The organism is Phocaeicola plebeius DSM 17135, assembly GCF_000187895.1.
In the GTDB taxonomy this organism is placed as follows: Bacteria; Bacteroidota; Bacteroidia; order Bacteroidales; family Bacteroidaceae; genus Phocaeicola; species Phocaeicola plebeius.
Map to the genome: position 1 here is coordinate 684,407 of NZ_DS990130.1, position 18,481 is coordinate 702,887.

The following is an 18,481-nucleotide window of genomic DNA, read 5'->3' on the forward strand; positions in this document are numbered from 1 at the left end:
AATCAAGTATGAAAAGGAAATATATGTATGCGATGGCCTGCTCATTGATGTGCAGTGCGCAGGCTATGGCGCAGAATGCGTATGATGCGGCTCGCTATGCTGGTGATGAGTTAAACGGTACGGCCCGATTTGTAGGTATGGGAGGAGCCATGGGAGCTTTGGGAGCGGATATTTCTACTATTGGTACCAATCCTGCTGGTATCGGTTTGTTTAGGGGGCATGACTTGTCTACTTCCTTTGGTATGAACAGCACAAAGGCTGAGAGTGACTTTGGAGGGGAGAAGATGAATGACAAGCGGAATAAGGCTTCCTTTGATCAGATTGGTTTTGTGTATTCCACAAAGATTGGTAATCGTACTACACTTCGCTACCTGAACTTTGGATTCAATTACCATAAGAGTCGTAATTTCAATAGAATGTTTGCGGCTGGAGGAATGCTTAACGGTCTTTCACAAACGCAGCAGATGGCCAATATGGTGGGAGGAACCATTTTCTCTATGGATGAGATAGATAATATTTATAATTATGGAATGGAAGGTCATAGTAACCTGTCTAATCCATATAATAATGTCAATTATCCATATTTAGGCGTAATGGGTATTCGTACTGGTTTGGTAGGAGTAGGTACTTTTGACGATGGAAAAGGAGGAACCTATCAATTACCGATTGGATGGAATGGAAATTCCGGTGGATTCCGCAGTCGGGAAGAAGGCGGCATTAACCAGTATGATTTTAACGTTGCATTTAATGTGGAAGACCGGATGTATTTCGGAATTACATTGGGTGTGAACGATGTGGATTATACACGCAGTACTTATTATACAGAAGACTTGTATGATGGTAGTCATTCCGGTTTCTATGAGTTGCGGAATCTGTATCGTACGGAAGGATCGGGGATTAATTTGAAACTTGGAGCTATTTTCCGACCCATAGAAGAATCTCCGTTCCGTTTCGGTTTTGCCATTCATACGCCTACCTGGTATTCATTGACAGATATCTATTCTTCTGAAATTTACTCAGAACTGAATTATAAATATGAAAATGAGGAGGATAATAAGCAGTTTAAGGCGAATGAAAGAACTATAGACTATGCCGGAGAATCTGTGCAGGACTATCGTTTGGTTACTCCATGGAAATTCAATGTCAGTGCAGGAACGACTTTAGGAGGTATCATGGCTTTAGGTGCGGAATATGAGTACGCCAATTTCGGCTCTTCTCGCTTGTATTATAATGATGGAACTCCGATGGAGAATCAGAATGAGTATACCAAATCTACGCTGAAAGGGCAACATACACTGCGTTTGGGAATGGAAACTCGTATATCTTCTGCGTTTAGCGTAAGAGCGGGTTACAATTATTCTACATCGGCTTTTAAGGATGGTGCATACAAGTCGTTGAATGCAAATGATATGCGTACAGATACAGAATATGCTAATGATTTAGCCCGTAATACGGTAACTGTGGGCTTGGGTTACAGATGCAAGTGGTTCTACACTGACTTAGCTTATAAATATGATGTATATAAGTCTGATTTCTATGCATTCAGTGATGCGGCTTTGCAGGCTACGAAAGTGACTAATGAACGTCATCAGTTGCTGCTAACACTGGGCGTTCACTTCTAGAAGTTCATTGTGTTTGTTTTATTTAAATACGGGAGTTGCTTTTATTCACTGGGGCAGCTCCCTTTTTTATTCTTTTTTCTCACGGTATTCTTTCTTTTTCCAGAAGTTGAATCCCATGTAGATACGTAAGCTTCCGAAAGAGTTGGTCATAGAGAAGGAGGGTTTCCGGTAGTCATACGTGTGGAGTACGAGAGACGCTCCTACATAGTATTTGCTGTTGTTCCAGGTGATGCCGGCACGTGTAATCAGATCAAAGTTGATGTCTTTTATCCATTGTGCCCAGTCGGTTCCGCTTTGAGTAGGCTGGTCGTTGATACGTGCTTTTTTATAGGCTATGGCGGGAAGGAGAGAAACATTCAGCAGACAATTCTTAGCGAATACCCAGTTGTAACCGTAGCCAACACTAAGGTTGTAGTCGGTATAGCGCAAGCTGTGAAATTTCAGGGAGGAACTGAGCTGCTGTTGCATTTCCTCGGGCAATTGGGTGTGGTCGAAAGAAATGTTATGCTGGGAATAGGAAAATCCGGCCAACAGAGAACCGCAGCTTTTCCGCTGGTTGGTCGACTGGCTATAGGCTGCAGGATAGGAAAATCGCTTGTGGTTGAAAATCCAATAGGCATTCAGTCCTTTGATGTTGCTTTGAAAACCGTTGAACTGTGTGTTCGTATAGCTTTGGCTCAGGTTAAACTTTTCATAGGAAGACAGCTTGAAGTCGCTGCCTGTTTTCCGGTAATACAAGTCTACACCAAATTTAGCGCTGTATAGATTGAATACAATTTCTTTTCGGGGAGCTTTTTCCTTCCCTTTGCCGATAAGGTCTTTGATGTCGAAAGAAAGTCCTAAAAAGATCCATCTCCAGCCGAAATAGACTCCTAACTTAGTATTGATGTTCGGGGCAAAATTCAGACTCTGTCCGTCGTTGCTGCCCAACCGGTAATGTTCATACCAGGAACTTTGCTCCAGCATGAAGGCCAGATTATATTTGTTGGGAGAGATGTAAGTGGTGTCTATGGTGTTCAGTTTGGCCCCAGCCTTCTTGATTTCTTCTCCAGTGTACTTGATGGAACGGACAATACCGTCGGTCAGACTGCTTAATGACAGTCGGGGAGAAGCCACAGGAGCCGGTTCGTTGATTGACACGCTGTCTTTCTTCTCTACCTGAGCCATGGTGTGCGTCGGATAGAAAAGGAGTATAGACAGTATGGTCAACAAAGAGAGTGGCTTCACCCCATCGTGTATTAGTTAAAGTTTGTTCAGAATGCGGTCCATTACCCAGTTGGTAGGAGTGGCACTGACCCCGTCGCAGGTGCAGACTGCCTTTCCTTGCAGATGCTCTACTACAGCTTTAATCAGCGGAAGCTGTACATGAGGAGGGTTAGGAGGCAGGATTTCTTCACGTCCACGTTCCGTATGCAGGGCTATCGGGTCGTAGGTGAAGACGGAAAAGCAGATCATACCTTTGTCTCCGATAATTTCAATACGGTCTTCCTTGGCGGAGTCGTGGGCTACGAAGCACCATGAACCTGAGCCGGGCAGGCCGGAGTCAAACTTGAAGCAGGCACTGATTGTATCTTCTGCTTCATACAGTCCGCCACGGTTACATTTGTATCCTTCTGCTTCCAGGATGCATCCGAACATGTCCTGCAATAAATCGAGCTGGTGGGGAGCCAGGTCGTAGAAATAACCTCCACCTGCAATATCGGGTTGCACACGCCACGGCAGGTTCTTGCTGTTGTAATCGAGTGCACGCGGGGGCTGTGCGAAACGAATCTGCACGTTGATAACGTTGCCGATTTCGCCTTCTTCCACTAACTGACGGACTTTTTGAAAGTAGGGCAGGTAGCGGCGGTAATAGGCTACGAAGCAAGGCACTCCGGTCTCTTTCGAAATGCGGTTGATACGTGCGCAGTCTTCATAGCTGGCAGCCATCGGCTTCTCGATGTATACTGGTTTGCCGGCCTTCATCGCCATGATGGCAAATGTGGCATGCGAAGAAGGAGGAGTAGCGATGTAAATGGCATTCACATCTTCGTCTCCAATCAACTCTTGTGCGTCGGTGTACCATCGGGGTATCTGATGGCGTATGGCGTAGGATTTGGCTTTTTCTTCGTCGCGGCTCATGACGGCAACCACCCGTGAGCCTTCTATCATGTTAAAAGCGGGTCCGCTTTTCTTTTCGGTGACTTCACCGCATCCGATGAATCCCCAGTTTACTTTATCTAGTTTGATCATAGATGAGTGGTTTTAATGAAAATATTTCTTATATAATTTCTGATAGTCTTCGCTTTTCATGTATTCATCGAGCCATTGGTTCAGGCTGTCGAGCAGGATGGGAGAATGTTTAGCTACTCCCCATGCGTAGAATTGGGTGAAACTGATGTCTGTATCAATATCCAGGTTTGGATATAGGTGCATGTTTGCCTTGGCAATATTCTCGTCGCACACGGCATAGTCAATGTCACCTCCGGAAACCATGGCCATGAGTTGTTCAGGACCGTATTGTTCTATCTCCTGAATATAGATGGTGTCGGCTATCTCGCTGATGAGGTTGTGCAGGCGCAGCAGGGCAGGAGAGCCTTTGACCACATGCAGGGTTTTGTGTCCTAACTCCAGTTGGTTGTGTATGTACAGACTGTCTTTCCCTTTTTCCGGTTTGCGCTGTACCAGTACCTGCTTGCTGAGCAGCAGAGTGTGGCTGAAAAGAAGGGAGTCTTTGGAACGGGTAGTTACGGTTGTTTCCGTAGCAATCAGGTCGTATTTTCCTTTGTTGAGGCCTTTCAACCGTTCCTCAAAGCTCATTTCCGGAGTGACTTCCAGCCGTAGGTTCTTGGCTTGTGCAAAGGCATTCAGCAGTTCGTAGTCAAAGCCGGACAGACTGTCCTTGTCGGCATGATAGCTGATGGTATTGTATTCCGTTACTGCACGGAGGATGCCTGACTCGATGATTTCCGGATAGTCGCGTGGTGTGAACTTCGGTTCTTCTTCATGATACGAACAGAGCCGAAGTATGGCGACAAGAATAATCAATCCGCCTGCCAGGTATAGAATTTGGTTTCTCTTCATAGGCAGAGAATTAATCAAAGAAGTTCCATGAGAGTCCTACTTTCAGGATACGCGGGTTGAGCGGATAGTGCGGAGCCAGGAAGTAGCTCTTTTCTCCCGTACGCTGCAGCAGGTTATACATCTGTACGAAGATACGCGTACGTTTCAGGTGCAGGTTGATGTATCCGTTGATGAGGGGGTAGCCTCCGACTTTATAACGTGTATCCGGATTTTGCAGGTAGAATTGTCCGATAGCCGGGGCATAGTCGGGGGCATAATATTGTGTAAAGTAACGCATATCGGCTCCCATTTCAATGCTCAACACCTTCTTGGCCAGTCCGAACCGGATGTACAGGTCGTGATAGAGTACAAGTTCCGGCAAGGGAAGCACGGTCTCGTTGCTGGTCTTCTGGTAGGTGATTTCATTGTCTAAATGAAGGATGCCCAACTTGAAGTCCTGACGCAGGCTGGCACTGAACACTTGGATGTTTCCGGAATGCTGGCGTACGGCCATGTCGTTCTTGTAGCTGACCACATCGTTGGCGTTGGTATATTTCACTGACGCATTGTCCAGATACGTATAGTTGGTGATATTTTCTACTCCTGCCTTCAACTGTGTCCGCCAGCGGTCGATACTCAGCTTTCCTTCAATGCGTGTACGCATGATTTTGCTCAGGTCATTGTCCCACCAGTAATGTTTAGAGTGGAAATGGCGGTAGTAGAACGTAGGATTCAGGTTTTTGATATAGGCATTGGCTTCCAGACGTACGGTATCGTTAAACAGGCGGAAGTTCAGGTCACCTTGTCCTTCTACACTGAACTGTCCGGCATCTTCTCCAATCATGGCTATCTCACCCAACACATTGTAGTGCAGTGTCTTTCCCTGTGACTTGATAAGCTGGCCTCCGATGGACAAGACATTCTCTTTGTGAGTTGTTGGGATGCGTCGTCCCGGAGTGCCGGTAATGGTATCTGTCAGCGTAAAGTTACGATGCTCAAAGCTGGCAAAAACGGTCAGTCCGGCTTTGGCCCATTTGTTGAATCCTTCCCGCAGGGCAATGCCGACGGTGTTCTTGATAGAGAAGTTCTTGGTGATGTCCAGTGAATCCTTGCCCAGATAGTTATGTTCAAAGTATTCTTCATTCTGGTCAACGTCATAAGACACGTATTTTCTGCGGTTGATGTCTACGTTGACGGTATGAATGAAGCTGGTCACCGGTACGAATACCTCTTTGGTTATCGTATCGTTCTCAGTCGTTTCATCGCGATAGAATCCCAAGTTATACCGATGAGTCAGGAAGGCATGATACCCGGTATTGTTGTTCCAGATATTCGACAGATTGGTCGGGATAGAATACGTTTCGTAGGTTCGGTTTCCCTCGGCCATCTCCAGCGGGTTGGTGATGTAGCGGTCGTCCGTGATACCTCCGTTTTCGGCCACCTTCAGGTTCTCATTGATAAAGCTGAAGTGCATGTCGTACTGGTCGCCGTGATAGTAGGCAAAGAGGTTGCCGTTGAATAGTGCCGTAGACTGGCTGTCGTATTTTCCTCGGCCGTAAGTGTAGTCGATGTCGAACCCGAAGCCCATACGCTTGTTTACATTTACGGCAAAGTAAGCTTTGAAACGTTCCTCTCCGTAGCGTCCGTCTCCCTGCTTGAAGTAGGTCAGGTTGGTGAAAGGTGATTTGGTATTGGTATACACCACATCACTGGGCTTTCGTACGGTGAAATCGTACGGATCGGTGAAGAAAAATTGGCTGCTTTCTTTCCGTTCAAAGAACACGTGTGAGATACGCGGTGCTCCCAAGTTACCTAAGTAGGTATAATGTCCCGTAGGTCCTCCTGTATCATTGGAGTTCTGGAATCCATGCTGCAGGGTATCGACCGGAACGGGAGTCATTTCTCCAAAGCGTGTGTCGATTTTCCAGGCATTCAGTCCCACCGGTACGGTGCTGGCATCAATCACTGCGGTTGTATCAATCGGATTACCGTTTCGGTCATATCTGTTGCCGTCCATTCCGGTGGCCGACATTCCTTGTCCGTATTGGGAAATGGTGTTCTGTGCCGAGAGGGCGGTGCACACCAGTATGAATAGGGTTGTAAAAAATATCTTCTTCATAATGGGGCAAAGATACAATAAAAATGCGAAAATGGGAGATTGTGGCTTTCAAAAAGTAGCATTGGAGATGTTTGAAGTGAAACTCTGGAAAAAGAAGCAGGCTGCCAACCGCATTTCTTTCTGTAAATGCGCTGGCAGCCTGTGATATAGAAGTACGCTTCCGGTAAGAAATCAGACTTCCTTGATGATGTCCATACCGATATGTATGGCTTCTTCGTTCATCGGAATCAGGTGATGGTGACGTTCAGGCAAAGTCTTGCGCAGAGCTTTCACCACACTTTCGATAGATACGATGGGACGGATTTTCAGCAATCCTCCCAATACAATCATGTTGAAGGTCTTAGCCATTTTTCGTTCGTTGGCTTCGTCCATGGCATCAATGCGATACACATGGATGTCCTTGCGTGTAGGAGGGTTGATGATGCCGTATCCGTCGTAAATCAATACTCCACCTGGCTTAACTTTGCTTTCAAACTTGGCAAGCGAAGGCTGGTTCAGGATGATGGCTGTGTCATACTTGCTGAGAATCGGGGATGAGATACGCTCGTCGCTCACAATGACAGTGACGTTGGCCGTACCTCCGCGCTGTTCCGGACCGTAGGCTGGCATCCAAGTCACCTCCTTGTTTTCCATCAGACCGGAATATGCCAGAATTTTTCCCATGGAAAGAACTCCCTGACCTCCAAATCCTGCTATGATAATTTCCTCTTTCATATAATGTGCAAATAATTATTTATTTTCGGTAGTATCTTTCAGGTCGCCTAGCGGGTAGAAGGAGAACATGTGTTCTTCCATCCATTTGTTGGCGGCTTCGGGTGTCATTTTCCATCCTGAGTTGCAGGTAGATACGATTTCTACCAGACTGGAGCCTTTTTTCTGCATGGAACATTCGAATGCCTTGCGGATGGCTTTCTTGGCCTTGCGGATGGCAGCCACTGACTGCACTGACTGGCGGGTTACGTAGGCGGTACCTTCCAGTGTAGCGGCAATTTCGGTCATCTTCAGCGGGTAACCGTGGATTTCCGGAACACGTCCGTACGGGCAGGTAGAAGTCTTCATACCCACCAGCGTGGTCGGAGCCATCTGGCCGCCGGTCATACCATAGATGGCATTGTTGATGAAAATGATGGTGATGTTTTCTCCGCGGTTCAGGGCGTGAATGGTTTCGGCCGTACCGATGCAGGCCAGGTCACCGTCGCCCTGATAGGTAAATACCAGGCGGTCGGGCCATAAGCGCTTGATGGCAGTAGCCAGGGCAGGTGCACGTCCGTGTGCAGCTTCCTGACAGTCTATATCCAGGTAATTATACATGAACACGGCACAACCTACCGGACTTACTCCGACAGCTTTCTCGGCCATGCCCATTTCGTCGATGACTTCGGCAATCAGTTTGTGAACTACTCCGTGACTGCATCCCGGACAGTAGTGCATAGGGTTATCGTTCAGCAGGCGAGGCTTCTGATAAACCAGATTCTCAGGTTTGATTATATCTTCTTTTGTCATAATTAGTTCTCCTGTAGTTTATCGTAGAAAGAAACGAAACACGAATTCCATCATCTTCAGGAAAAGAGAGGCACCGCATACATAAAAGAATACGGTCTTGTCTTCACCCAGTGTGAAGTAGAGAATGACGGAAATCAATGCTCCAATCATAAACAGTACGTTTAAGACGGCTCTTATTCTATCGGTATCCATAGCTTATTTCTGAATCAGTTTTTCCTTGATGGCTTCGATTACTTCATCCGGATCGGGTACGATACCTCCCAGACGTCCGAAATGTTCTACGGGTACCTTACATTCTACGGCCAGACGGACATCTTCAATCATCTGTCCGCTGTTCAGTTCCACGGTCAGGATACCTTTCACCTGTTTAGCTCTTTCTTTCAGGGCCTTGCTCGGGAACGGCCATAATGTAATCGGACGGAACAGACCTACCTTGATACCTTCTTCGCGTGCATGCTCCATGGCTTTCTGTGCGATACGTGCACAAGAGCCGAAAGCTACAATCAGGTATTCAGCATCTTCTGTGTCAAGTTCCTCGTAGCGTGTTTCTTTTTCTTCGATTTCTGCGTATTTAGCCTGCAAGTGCAAGTTACGCTGCTCCATGATGGCCGGATCCAGTTCCAATGAGGTGATGATATTGGGCTTGCGTCCCTTGCAGCCGGTCGTTGCCCACGGACATTGTGCCAGAATCTCTTCTTCCGTACGTCTGGGGCGATATTCCGGAAGCACTACCTTTTCCATCATCTGACCGATTACACCGTCGGCCAGAATCATAGCTGGATTGCGGTATTTGAAAGCCAGGTCGAAAGCCAGCCCTACAAAGTCAGCCATTTCCTGTACGGAAGCCGGAGCCAGTGCAATCAGGTGGTAGTCGCCGTGACCGCCTCCCTTGGTAGTCTGGAAATAGTCGGCCTGACTGGGCTGAATAGTACCCAGACCCGGACCTCCTCGCATCACGTTGACTACCAGACAAGGAAGTTCCGCACCTGCGATGTAGGAGATACCTTCCTGCTTCAAGCTGACGCCCGGACTGGAGGACGAAGTCATGACCATTTTTCCACTGCCGGCGCCTCCGTATACCATATTAATTGCTGCCACTTCACTTTCAGCCTGAAGAACTACCATTCCGGTAGTTTCCCATGGCTTCTGTTCGGCAAGCGTTTCCAATACTTCAGATTGGGGGGTGATAGGGTAACCGAAGTAACCGTCCACGCCGATACGGATGGCGGCATGGGCTATGGCCTCGTTACCTTTCATAAGAACAACTTCTTCTGCCATAATTTTTCGATTTTGCTTGTTGGGCATTTTTATTCTTCACTTTTCGCTCTGTATACGGTCAGACAACCGTCCGGGCACACAATGGCGCACGAAGAGCATCCGTTACAGGTATCTTCCACTACCTGCTGTACGTAATTATATCCTTTTTGATTTACTTTCGGGGTGAGTGACAACACATGCAGCGGGCATGCTACCACACATAAGTTGCATCCCTTGCAGCGTTCGGTATTTACGATAACCACACCTTTCATCTTAGCCATAGTATATATCTCTTATTGATTAAACATATCTTTATTATAAAAGTTAAGTATATCCATCACCATCTTCCGGGCATCGGTTGCCGGACTTTCCGGGTCCAGGGCAATCGCTTCCTGGTAATTGTTGAGCGCTCCCTGCCAGTCACCTTTTTTCCGATAGGCATTTCCCAAAAGATAATATGCTTCCGCTGTAGGCGAGGAAGCCGTTTGCAACCAATCATTCAGGCGAGATATAGCGGTGTCTACATGTCCTTCATTTATCAGTTGTCTGATGTGATTCAGTTGTTCATTCATGGTCTTTTATGTCATATTGTAACCTTACAAAGATAGTCTTTAATTTGGTACGAGAGTCATTTTTACGTAATAAATAGTAAAAAATGCCGATTTTTCTTTTTCTAGGTATTGTGTAAAATGCTGATTTATAATATATTCTAATGCTGTGGTTTTTGTTTCAATTGAAAAAGATGCATATTTAACTAATTGCTTAAAATAATGAAGGGTGTAACAGATTTGTCAGATATTGTAAGGGGTTACCAAAAGTTTATTGAATGAGCAGAATCTATTTGATTATGTCATTATTTCTTTTAACTTTGTGGCAATTTATTCATGAAACAAACAACTAAATAATTAACTTATCAGATAGAATTATGAACAAGATTCTTCAGAAGGAACATTTTTCCGAAAAGGTCTTCAAACTGGTGATTGAGGCTCCTTTAATTGCAAAGTCGCGTAAGGCGGGACATTTTGTCATTGTCCGTGTAGGCGAGAAGGGGGAACGCATGCCTTTGACTATTGCAGCAGCCGATCCGGTGAAAGGAACCATTACTTTGGTGGTGCAGGAGGTAGGACTTTCGTCTACCCGTTTGTGCGAATTGAATGTGGGTGATTACATTACAGATGTGGTAGGTCCGCTGGGAAAGGCTACTCATATTGAGAACTTCGGGACAGTGGTTTGTGCCGGAGGTGGTGTAGGTGTGGCTCCGATGTTGCCTATCGTGCAGGCATTGAAGGCTGCGGGAAACCGGGTAATTACTGTGCTGGCCGGACGTACCAAGGAACTGATTATTCTTGAAAAGGAAATGCGTGAGAGCTCGGACGAAGTGATTATCATGACGGACGACGGTTCTTACGGACAGAAAGGTTTGGTTACGGAAGGAGTAGAAGCAGTCATCAAGCGTGAAAAGGTGGACAAGTGTTTTGCCATTGGTCCGGCCATCATGATGAAATTTGTCTGTCTTCTGACTAAGAAATATGATATTCCGACTGATGTTTCACTGAACACCATCATGGTGGATGGTACGGGTATGTGTGGTGCTTGCCGTATCACCGTGGGCGGAAAGACGAAGTTCGTATGCGTGGATGGTCCGGAATTCGATGGTCATCAGGTGGACTTCGACGAGATGCTGAAACGTATGGGGGCTTTCAAGGATATTGAGCGTGAAGAAATTCATAAACTGGATACTAAACCTGCAACTTGTGAAGCTGAACAGGCTGCTTCCGGACGAAACGCTGAATGGCGTGAAGTGCTGCGCAAAAGCATGAAGCCGAAAGAACGTACGGCTATTCCGCGCGTAAAGATGAACGAACTGGATCCGGAATACCGTTCACACAGCCGTAAGGAAGAAGTGAACTTGGGACTGAGCGAAGAGCAGGCGCTGACAGAAGCCAAACGTTGTCTGGACTGTGCTAATCCTTCTTGTATGGAAGGCTGTCCGGTGGGTATTGATATTCCGGGCTTTGTCAAGAACATCGAACGCGGAGAATTCCTGGAAGCAGCGCGTACGCTGAAAAAGACCAGTGCGCTTCCGGCCGTATGTGGACGTGTCTGTCCGCAGGAAAAGCAGTGTGAATCGAAATGTATTCACCTGAAGATGGGACACGAAGCGGTGGCTATCGGTTACCTGGAACGTTTCGCTGCTGATTATGAACGTGAAAGCGGACAGATTTCAGTGCCCGAAATTGCAGCCAAGAATGGTATCAAGATTGCAGTAGTGGGTTCAGGACCTGCTGGATTGTCGTTTGCAGGCGATATGGCCAAGATGGGTTACGACGTAACCGTGTTCGAGGCGCTGCATGAAATTGGTGGGGTATTGAAATACGGTATTCCGGAATTCCGTCTGCCGAACAAGATTGTGGATGTGGAAATCGAAAACCTGTCCAAGATGGGAGTGACTTTCGTGAAGGACTGCATCGTAGGTAAGACCATCAGTGTGGAAGACCTCGAAAGTGAAGGCTTCAAGGGAATCTTCGTTGCTTCGGGTGCCGGACTGCCTAACTTCATGAATATTCCGGGCGAGAACTCCATCAACATCATGTCTTCGAATGAGTACCTGACACGTGTAAACCTGATGGATGCGGCCAGCGAAGATGCCGATACTCCGGTGACATTCGGCAAGCGAGTGGCTGTAATTGGTGGTGGAAATACGGCGATGGACTCTGTACGTACAGCACGCCGTTTGGGAGCAGAGAAAGCGATGATTATCTACCGTCGTTCGGAAGCAGAAATGCCGGCTCGTCTGGAAGAGGTGAAACATGCCAAGGAAGAAGGTGTGGAATTCCTGACATTGCACAATCCGATAGAATACATTGCCGATGAGAAGGGACGTGTAAAACAGGTGGTATTGCAGAAAATGGAACTGGGTGAGCCTGATGCTTCCGGTCGTCGTAGTCCGGTTGCCATTCCGGGAGCTACAGTAACTCTCGACATCGACATGGCCATTGTCAGTGTAGGTGTATCGCCTAACCCGATTGTGCCGAATTCTATTCCTGGACTGGAATTAGGACGCAAGGGAACTATTGCCGTCAACGATGACATGCAGTCGTCTATCCCGACCATCTATGCCGGTGGTGACATCGTGCGCGGTGGAGCTACTGTAATCTTGGCGATGGGTGACGGACGCCGTGCGGCTGCTGCCATGGATCGCCAGCTTCGTCAGGGATAAAAACAAACTTGAAAATCAGACATAAAAGAGACGCTTGGACGTTTGTAACAGAACGTCTAAGCGTCTCTTTTAAAACGCACTTGCGTTTTAGGTAAAATGTCAAAGCGTTTAAAACAAAACGTCCTTGTGTTTCGGTTGAAGCGCAAGGACGTTTTTCTATGTGATTACTGACGCAGCTGAGTGTGTGTGATTTCGCCTGTATACATGGTGTATGACTTGCTGTTATCTGCTTGAATGTTAAGTGATTTCAGATCTTCAGCCGTCATTTTCTGGCTCATTGACTTCTTACATTCGATAACTGCTGTCGGTTGGGAAGCACCTTGTGCATAGAATGAAATCTTATATTCGCTGCACTGTTCCATCAGGGCACTAAGAGCGATGCGGTCTTGTGCAATCAGCAGGTAAGCCACGTTTTTGTTGAACAATTTACCAAAACCTCCCCAGTTTTCGGCCTTGATTTCTATTTCTTCATCGTTGGCAGTCAGGGTAATGCGTCCGTTTTGCAACTGACTGTTCCAGTTGTCTGAGAATTGTGCTACAGGCACTTCCTTCAGTTCGCCGGTCAGGGTCATGGCCGGGGTCAGAGGAGTTGCTGGAACTACAGCAGGAGCTGTTTCGTTAGCCAGTACCTTTTGTCCCAGTGCATCGGTAGCCGACTGGAAGAGCTGGTCTTTCAGGTCGATGGTCTCACGACGGAACTTTCCGCAGATAGGAGCCAGTTTGGTTTTCTTCTTGTTCAGTGCCATGTCATCGGTAATCCATTCTTCGGCAGTATATTTTTCTCCTCCGTCGCGGTTCTCGTCATACCAGTAACGGATGCGGGTCATGGTCATGTGGCATACCCCATCAGCTACATTGATCAGATACTGGTAGTAGATGCGGGTACGGTCCAGTGAAAGTGCCGAGGAAGAGAACACAATGTATTCTTCGGCTGAGGCGGCAATGTCACCTTCTTCTTCGTTGGTGTAGACTACTCGGCTCTGCAGTTTTCCGTCAGATTTGAAGCGGTTGTTGGCCCAGTCTAGCATCTGCTGATAGAGTTGTTCTTTTGAAAGGGAAGGAGCCTTGATTTCATGATTGAAGGTTACCTTTCCATCCTCCATTGTAATCGCTCCAGCCAGATATTTCGGGTCGGAGTTGTCTTTTTTATCTTTGGCCATTCCGAACAACGGCAGGCAGGCCAATAAGATGAACAATAGTTTTTTCATGATTCGTATCAAAGTTTTTTATAGTATGAAACATTATTTCTTAAAGATAGCATGTGTAAAGATAGGTATTTTTTTTAACTGCGGTGTAGGAATAGGATTTCTTATTATTTTTTTGTGAAACAATTATACATTTCAGTAAAAACAACAAAGCCCGTTTCCCTTTTCAGGAAAACAGGCTTTGTACGTATTTCTATCAAATAGAACCTCTCCGAAGCAGGAGCGGGGGATTATCGAACGGGAATTTTGTCGATGCGTGCCTGATGGCGTCCGCCTTCAAAATCGGTAGTGAAGAATTCCGTCATGATCTTGTCGGCCATTGCTTCATCAATGAAACGTCCCGGCATCACCAGTACGTTGGCATTGTTGTGCTGACGGGCCAGATGAGCGATTTCCGGAATCCAGCAAAGTGCGGCACGGATACCTTGGTGTTTGTTCAGGGTGATACCGATTCCTTCACCACTTCCGCAGATGGCAATTCCCGGATAGCATTCTCCGTTTTCTACTGCCAAAGCCAGCGGGTGAGCAAAGTCGGGATAGTCACAACTGTCGGTTGTGTAAGTTCCGAAATCTTTGTATTCCCATCCTTTGGCTTCCAGCCATTTTTTCACGTATTGTTTCAATTCAAATCCGGCATGGTCGGATGCAAGTCCTATTGTTTTCATCAGAGCATTTCTTTTACTTGGTTATATACATTTTCAGCAGTGAAGCCCAGTTTTTCATCCAGCACTTTGTATGGAGCAGAGAAACCGAATGATTCCAATCCCCAGATCTTGCCGTTTGCACCTACCAAACCCAACAAGTTGACTGGCAGACCAGCTGTCAGACCAAATACTTTGGCTCCAGCCGGAAGAATGCTTTCCTGATATTCCTTGCTCTGGCTGCGGAACAAACCTTCTGACGGAACTGATACGATACGAGTCTTCACACCGTCTTTGTGAAGCAGTTCGGCTCCAGCTACCAAGGTAGATACTTCAGAACCAGAAGCTACCATGATGACATCCGGATTTTCGTCAGAACCAGCTACGATGTAAGCTCCCTTGGCTGCCTGTGAGTAGTCTGTACCTGCAGGCAACATGTTGATGTTCTGGCGAGACAGAATCAGAGCCGACGGAGTATCGGTATTTTCCATAGCCAGTTTCCAGCAGACAGTAGTTTCTTCTGCATCGGCCGGACGAAGTACCAGCATAGAGTTCTTACCGTGGTGGTTTTTCAGTTTTTCCATTAAGCGGATTTGTGCTTCCTGTTCTACTGGTTCGTGAGTAGGACCGTCTTCACCTACACGGAATGCATCGTGAGTCCAGATGAACTTCACAGGCAACTGCATGAGGGCAGCCATACGTACAGCCGGCTTCATGTAGTCTGAGAATACGAAGAATGTACCGCAGGCAGCGATTACACCACCGTGCAGTGCCATACCGATACAGCAGCAAGCCATAGTCAGTTCGGCTACTCCGGCCTGGAAGAAGGCACCGCTGAAGTCACCGTTTACAAATGCATGAGTCTTTTTCAAGAAACCGTCAGTCTTGTCAGAGTTAGACAAGTCGGCAGAAGCACAGATCATGTTAGGAACCTGCTGTGCCAATGCGCCCAATACAGCTGCAGATGCGTTACGAGTAGCATCGTTTGCTTTCTGCTGGATACCAGCCCAGTCTACTTTCGGAGCTGCTCCGCTGAACCATTCTTTCTGTTGAGCGGCTTTTTCTGGATTAGCTGCAGCCCATGCAGCTTCTTCTTCATGACGTGCAGCTACGATAGCTTTCAGTTCTTCTTCACGTTTTGCGTAAATTTCTTTTACGTCATCGAAGATAACAAACGGATTTTCAGGGTCAGCACCCAAGTTGATCATGGTGTTCTTGTAAGCGTCGCCACCCAGAGGAGCACCGTGAGTCTTACAATTGTGTTCGTATGAAGAGTTATCGTCCTTGCGGGCACCCTTACCCATGATACATTTACCGATAATCAGCGTCGGGCGTTTGCTTTCTGCTTTTGCAGCATCCAGAGCAGTACGGATTTGTTCGCAGTCGTTACCGTTGATTTCGATGACATTCCATCCCCATGCACGGTATTTCATGGCTGTATCTTCAGAGATAACATCCTTTGTTTCTGTAGAAAGCTGGATGTCATTTGAGTCATAGAACATGATCAGGTTGTCCAGACCCAGGTGACCGGCAATACGGCCTGCACCCTGAGAAATTTCTTCCTGAATACCACCGTCAGAGATATAAGCGTAGATAGTTTCTTTATTGAAAGTAGGATTACCCGTACGAGCTGCAAGGAATTTGGCAGCGATGGCAGCACCTACAGCAAATACATGTCCCTGTCCCAGCGGGCCAGAAGTGTTCTCAATGCCGCGCATTACGTCCACTTCAGGATGTCCCGGAGTAGGAGAGCCCCACTGACGTAATTGTTTTAATTCGTCTAATGTAAATTTACCGATAAGAGCCAATTGTGAATATAACATCGGTGACATGTGGCCCGGATCCAGGAAGAAGCGGTCGCGACCTTCCCATTTCGGGTTCTGAGGGTCATACTGCAGATACTCTGCATACAAGACATTGATGAAATCGGCTCCACCCATTGCACCTCCGGGGTGTCCAGACTTTGCTTTTTCAACCATTGAAGCAGCCAAAATACGAATATTGTCAGCAGCGTGGTTCATTACTTGTTTGCTGTTCATATAACTAAATTTTGATTTGTATGCTACATAAAATACGGGTGGCACAAGTCACCCGCTTTTTGAAATTATGAGCAAAGGTATGACATTTATATGTAAATTACAAAGTGGAAGTAACTTATTTATTTTACATTTTTTTACTTCTTGTATTTTACCGCAGCCTCTTCTACCGGCAGACAAGCCTTGTAATTTTCAATATAAGCATTGAATCCGGCTACGTCTTCTGCGGTAGGAGATACCTCCACGCCAGCATTTCCGGCAAACACTTTTTCGTCGAGGAAGTCAGCCAGTGACTGCTTCTTGTCATTGTTTACCAGATAAGAACCTAACAGGGCAATACCCCATGCACCACCTTCTCCTGCAGTTTCCATCACAGAAATCGGTGAGTTGATGGCTGCTGCAAGAACTCTCTGACCTACACCTTTGGTACGGAACAGACCTCCGTGACCTGTGATGCGGTCTACTTTGATTTTTTCTTCGTTGAAGAGAATGTCATTTCCAATCTTAAGTACGCCTACTGATGCATACAAGTGTGCACGCATAAAGTTGGCCAGGTTGAATTTATCGCTTGCTGTACGTACGAATAACGGACGTCCTTCTGTTAGGCCGGTTACAGGTTCGCCTGAGAAATAGTTGTACGAAATCAGTCCGCCGCAGTCTGCATCACCTGCCAGTGCGTGGTTGTACAGCTTGCCGAAAATTTCGTCCATATCTACCGGCATACCCATCAGTTCCTGGTATTCCTTGAACAGGTTTACCCATGCATTCAGGTCGGAAGTACAGTTGTTGCAGTGTACCATGGCTACCAGGCTTCCGTCAGGAGTAGTTACCATGTCAATCATTTCGTATGGTTTTGACAGGTCTTTTTCCAGTACGATCATAGAGAAAGAAGAAGTTCCAGCCGATACATTACCCGTGCGCTGTTTTACAGCATTGGTAGCCACCATACCTGTTCCTGCATCACCTTCCGGTGGACAAACAGGTACACCTGCTTTCAGATGGCCTGATACGTCGAGTTTCTTGGCACCTTCTTCAGTCAGGCAACCAGCATTTTCTCCTGCCAGCAATACTTTCGGCAGAATGTCTGTCAGTTTCCAGCTGTATCCGTAAGGAGCTACTAACTTGTCGAATTTTTCAATCATTTCGGCAGAGTAGTTCTTTGTCTCAGGGTCGATAGGAAGCATACCAGAAGCATCACCGATACCCAGAACTTTTTCGCCGGTAATCTGCCAGTGTACGTAACCTGCCAATGTAGTGAAGAAAGTGATGTCCTTCACGTGTTCTTCCTTGTTCAGGATAGCCTGATAGAGGTGAGAGATACTCCATCTCAACGGAATGTTGTAGACAAAGAGTTCAGACAGTTCGGCAGCTGCTTTGCCAGTGTTGGTATTTCTCCATGTACGGAACGGTACGAGGATTTCTTCTTTATCGTTGAAAGCCATGTAACCGTGCATCATGGCACTGATACCGATGGCTGCCAAGTTTTCTATTTCGATGCCGTACTGGCTTTTTACGTTTGCGCGAAGATCAGCATAGCAGTCCTGCACACCAGCCCAGATAGCTTCAATGCTGTAGGTCCAAAGACCATCTACCAGCTGGTTTTCCCAGGTGTGACTTCCCTGAGCAATAGGTTTATTTTCCTGGTCAATCAGGACAGCTTTGATTCGGGTAGAACCGAATTCAATACCCAAAATGGCTTTACCTGCCTCAATGGTTGACTTTGCATCTTTCATATTAAAAATCGATTAGTTAAAGTGAAAAATAAGGCAATATTAAAAAATAAAAGTGCTGCCAGAAAGAAATCTTCTGTCCAGCACTTTTAAGATATACTTGATT

17 protein-coding genes are annotated in these 18,481 nt (G+C 46.6%); 3 read left to right on the forward strand and 14 right to left on the reverse strand.

Annotated features, from left to right (window positions below; translation table 11 throughout):
* The first annotated feature begins 8 nt into the window (after positions 1 to 8).
* The gene (locus BACPLE_RS11000; protein WP_007561853.1) at positions 9 to 1,622 is read left to right on the forward strand and encodes a hypothetical protein; all 1,614 of its coding nucleotides are present in this window, start codon (positions 9 to 11) and stop codon (positions 1,620 to 1,622) included.
* A gap of 66 nt (positions 1,623 to 1,688) precedes the next feature.
* On the opposite strand, the gene BACPLE_RS11005 is transcribed toward BACPLE_RS11000, so the two are convergent.
* The 4 genes from BACPLE_RS11005 to BACPLE_RS11020 all read right to left on the reverse strand — a co-directional run bounded on the left by BACPLE_RS11005 (position 1,689) and on the right by BACPLE_RS11020 (position 6,783).
* Positions 1,689 to 2,789 carry a DUF4421 domain-containing protein gene (locus BACPLE_RS11005; RefSeq protein ID WP_007561854.1) on the reverse strand — a complete coding sequence of 367 codons (1,101 nt, stop codon included), beginning with the start codon at positions 2,787 to 2,789 and terminating at the stop codon, positions 1,689 to 1,691.
* A 75-nt stretch (positions 2,790 to 2,864) separates the two neighbouring features.
* Positions 2,865 to 3,854: a Gfo/Idh/MocA family protein gene (locus BACPLE_RS11010; protein WP_007561855.1), complete on the reverse strand. Its 990-nt coding sequence runs from the start codon at positions 3,852 to 3,854 to the stop codon at positions 2,865 to 2,867.
* A gap of 12 nt (positions 3,855 to 3,866) precedes the next feature.
* The gene (locus BACPLE_RS11015; RefSeq protein WP_007561856.1) at positions 3,867 to 4,685 is read right to left on the reverse strand and encodes a transporter substrate-binding domain-containing protein; all 819 of its coding nucleotides are present in this window, start codon (positions 4,683 to 4,685) and stop codon (positions 3,867 to 3,869) included.
* A gap of 10 nt (positions 4,686 to 4,695) precedes the next feature.
* On the reverse strand, positions 4,696 to 6,783 hold the full coding sequence (locus BACPLE_RS11020; RefSeq protein ID WP_040312876.1) for a putative porin: 2,088 nt from the start codon (positions 6,781 to 6,783) through the stop codon (positions 4,696 to 4,698).
* A 1-nt stretch (position 6,784) separates the two neighbouring features.
* On the opposite strand from BACPLE_RS11020, the gene BACPLE_RS19455 reads away from it, so the two are divergent.
* On the forward strand, positions 6,785 to 6,928 hold the full coding sequence (locus BACPLE_RS19455; protein ID WP_167535719.1) for a hypothetical protein: 144 nt from the start codon (positions 6,785 to 6,787) through the stop codon (positions 6,926 to 6,928).
* Between the two features lie 26 nt (positions 6,929 to 6,954).
* On the opposite strand, the gene BACPLE_RS11025 is transcribed toward BACPLE_RS19455, so the two are convergent.
* From BACPLE_RS11025 to BACPLE_RS11045, 6 genes are read right to left on the reverse strand one after another with little or no spacing between them, the layout of a single operon-like run.
* Positions 6,955 to 7,497 (reverse strand): 2-oxoacid:acceptor oxidoreductase family protein, encoded by a 543-nt coding sequence (locus BACPLE_RS11025; RefSeq protein WP_007561861.1) that lies wholly within the window; start codon positions 7,495 to 7,497, stop codon positions 6,955 to 6,957.
* A 15-nt stretch (positions 7,498 to 7,512) separates the two neighbouring features.
* A complete protein-coding gene (locus BACPLE_RS11030) occupies positions 7,513 to 8,286 on the reverse strand; it encodes a thiamine pyrophosphate-dependent enzyme (RefSeq protein WP_007561863.1) in 774 nt (257 codons plus the stop codon).
* A gap of 18 nt (positions 8,287 to 8,304) precedes the next feature.
* Positions 8,305 to 8,436 (reverse strand): hypothetical protein, encoded by a 132-nt coding sequence (locus BACPLE_RS19820; RefSeq protein ID WP_258361454.1) that lies wholly within the window; start codon positions 8,434 to 8,436, stop codon positions 8,305 to 8,307.
* Between the two features lie 45 nt (positions 8,437 to 8,481).
* A complete protein-coding gene (locus BACPLE_RS11035; RefSeq protein ID WP_040313010.1) occupies positions 8,482 to 9,564 on the reverse strand; it encodes a 3-methyl-2-oxobutanoate dehydrogenase subunit VorB in 1,083 nt (360 codons plus the stop codon).
* A 29-nt stretch (positions 9,565 to 9,593) separates the two neighbouring features.
* Positions 9,594 to 9,824 carry a 4Fe-4S binding protein gene (locus tag BACPLE_RS11040; protein WP_007561869.1) on the reverse strand — a complete coding sequence of 77 codons (231 nt, stop codon included), beginning with the start codon at positions 9,822 to 9,824 and terminating at the stop codon, positions 9,594 to 9,596.
* A 12-nt stretch (positions 9,825 to 9,836) separates the two neighbouring features.
* Complete coding sequence (locus BACPLE_RS11045; protein ID WP_007561871.1) at positions 9,837 to 10,115, reverse strand: tetratricopeptide repeat protein; 279 nt, start codon at positions 10,113 to 10,115, stop codon at positions 9,837 to 9,839.
* Positions 10,116 to 10,468: 353 nt separating this feature from the next.
* On the opposite strand from BACPLE_RS11045, the gene BACPLE_RS11050 reads away from it, so the two are divergent.
* A complete protein-coding gene (locus tag BACPLE_RS11050; protein ID WP_007561873.1) occupies positions 10,469 to 12,763 on the forward strand; it encodes a bifunctional dihydroorotate dehydrogenase B NAD binding subunit/NADPH-dependent glutamate synthase in 2,295 nt (764 codons plus the stop codon).
* Positions 12,764 to 12,927: 164 nt separating this feature from the next.
* On the opposite strand, the gene BACPLE_RS11055 is transcribed toward BACPLE_RS11050, so the two are convergent.
* The 4 genes from BACPLE_RS11055 to BACPLE_RS11070 all read right to left on the reverse strand — a co-directional run bounded on the left by BACPLE_RS11055 (position 12,928) and on the right by BACPLE_RS11070 (position 18,378).
* The gene (locus BACPLE_RS11055; RefSeq protein ID WP_007561875.1) at positions 12,928 to 13,971 is read right to left on the reverse strand and encodes a DUF4468 domain-containing protein; all 1,044 of its coding nucleotides are present in this window, start codon (positions 13,969 to 13,971) and stop codon (positions 12,928 to 12,930) included.
* A gap of 227 nt (positions 13,972 to 14,198) precedes the next feature.
* On the reverse strand, positions 14,199 to 14,633 hold the full coding sequence (rpiB, locus tag BACPLE_RS11060; protein WP_007561878.1) for a ribose 5-phosphate isomerase B: 435 nt from the start codon (positions 14,631 to 14,633) through the stop codon (positions 14,199 to 14,201).
* Positions 14,633 to 16,648, reverse strand: coding sequence for a transketolase family protein (locus tag BACPLE_RS11065; protein ID WP_007561880.1), 2,016 nt, complete (start codon positions 16,646 to 16,648; stop codon positions 14,633 to 14,635). Before BACPLE_RS11065 ends, rpiB begins: the two co-directional genes overlap by 1 nt.
* Before the next feature lie 134 nt (positions 16,649 to 16,782).
* Positions 16,783 to 18,378, reverse strand: a complete 1,596-nt coding sequence (locus BACPLE_RS11070) for a xylulokinase (RefSeq protein ID WP_007561882.1) — start codon at positions 18,376 to 18,378, stop codon at positions 16,783 to 16,785.
* Between the last annotated feature and the right edge of the window lie 103 nt (positions 18,379 to 18,481).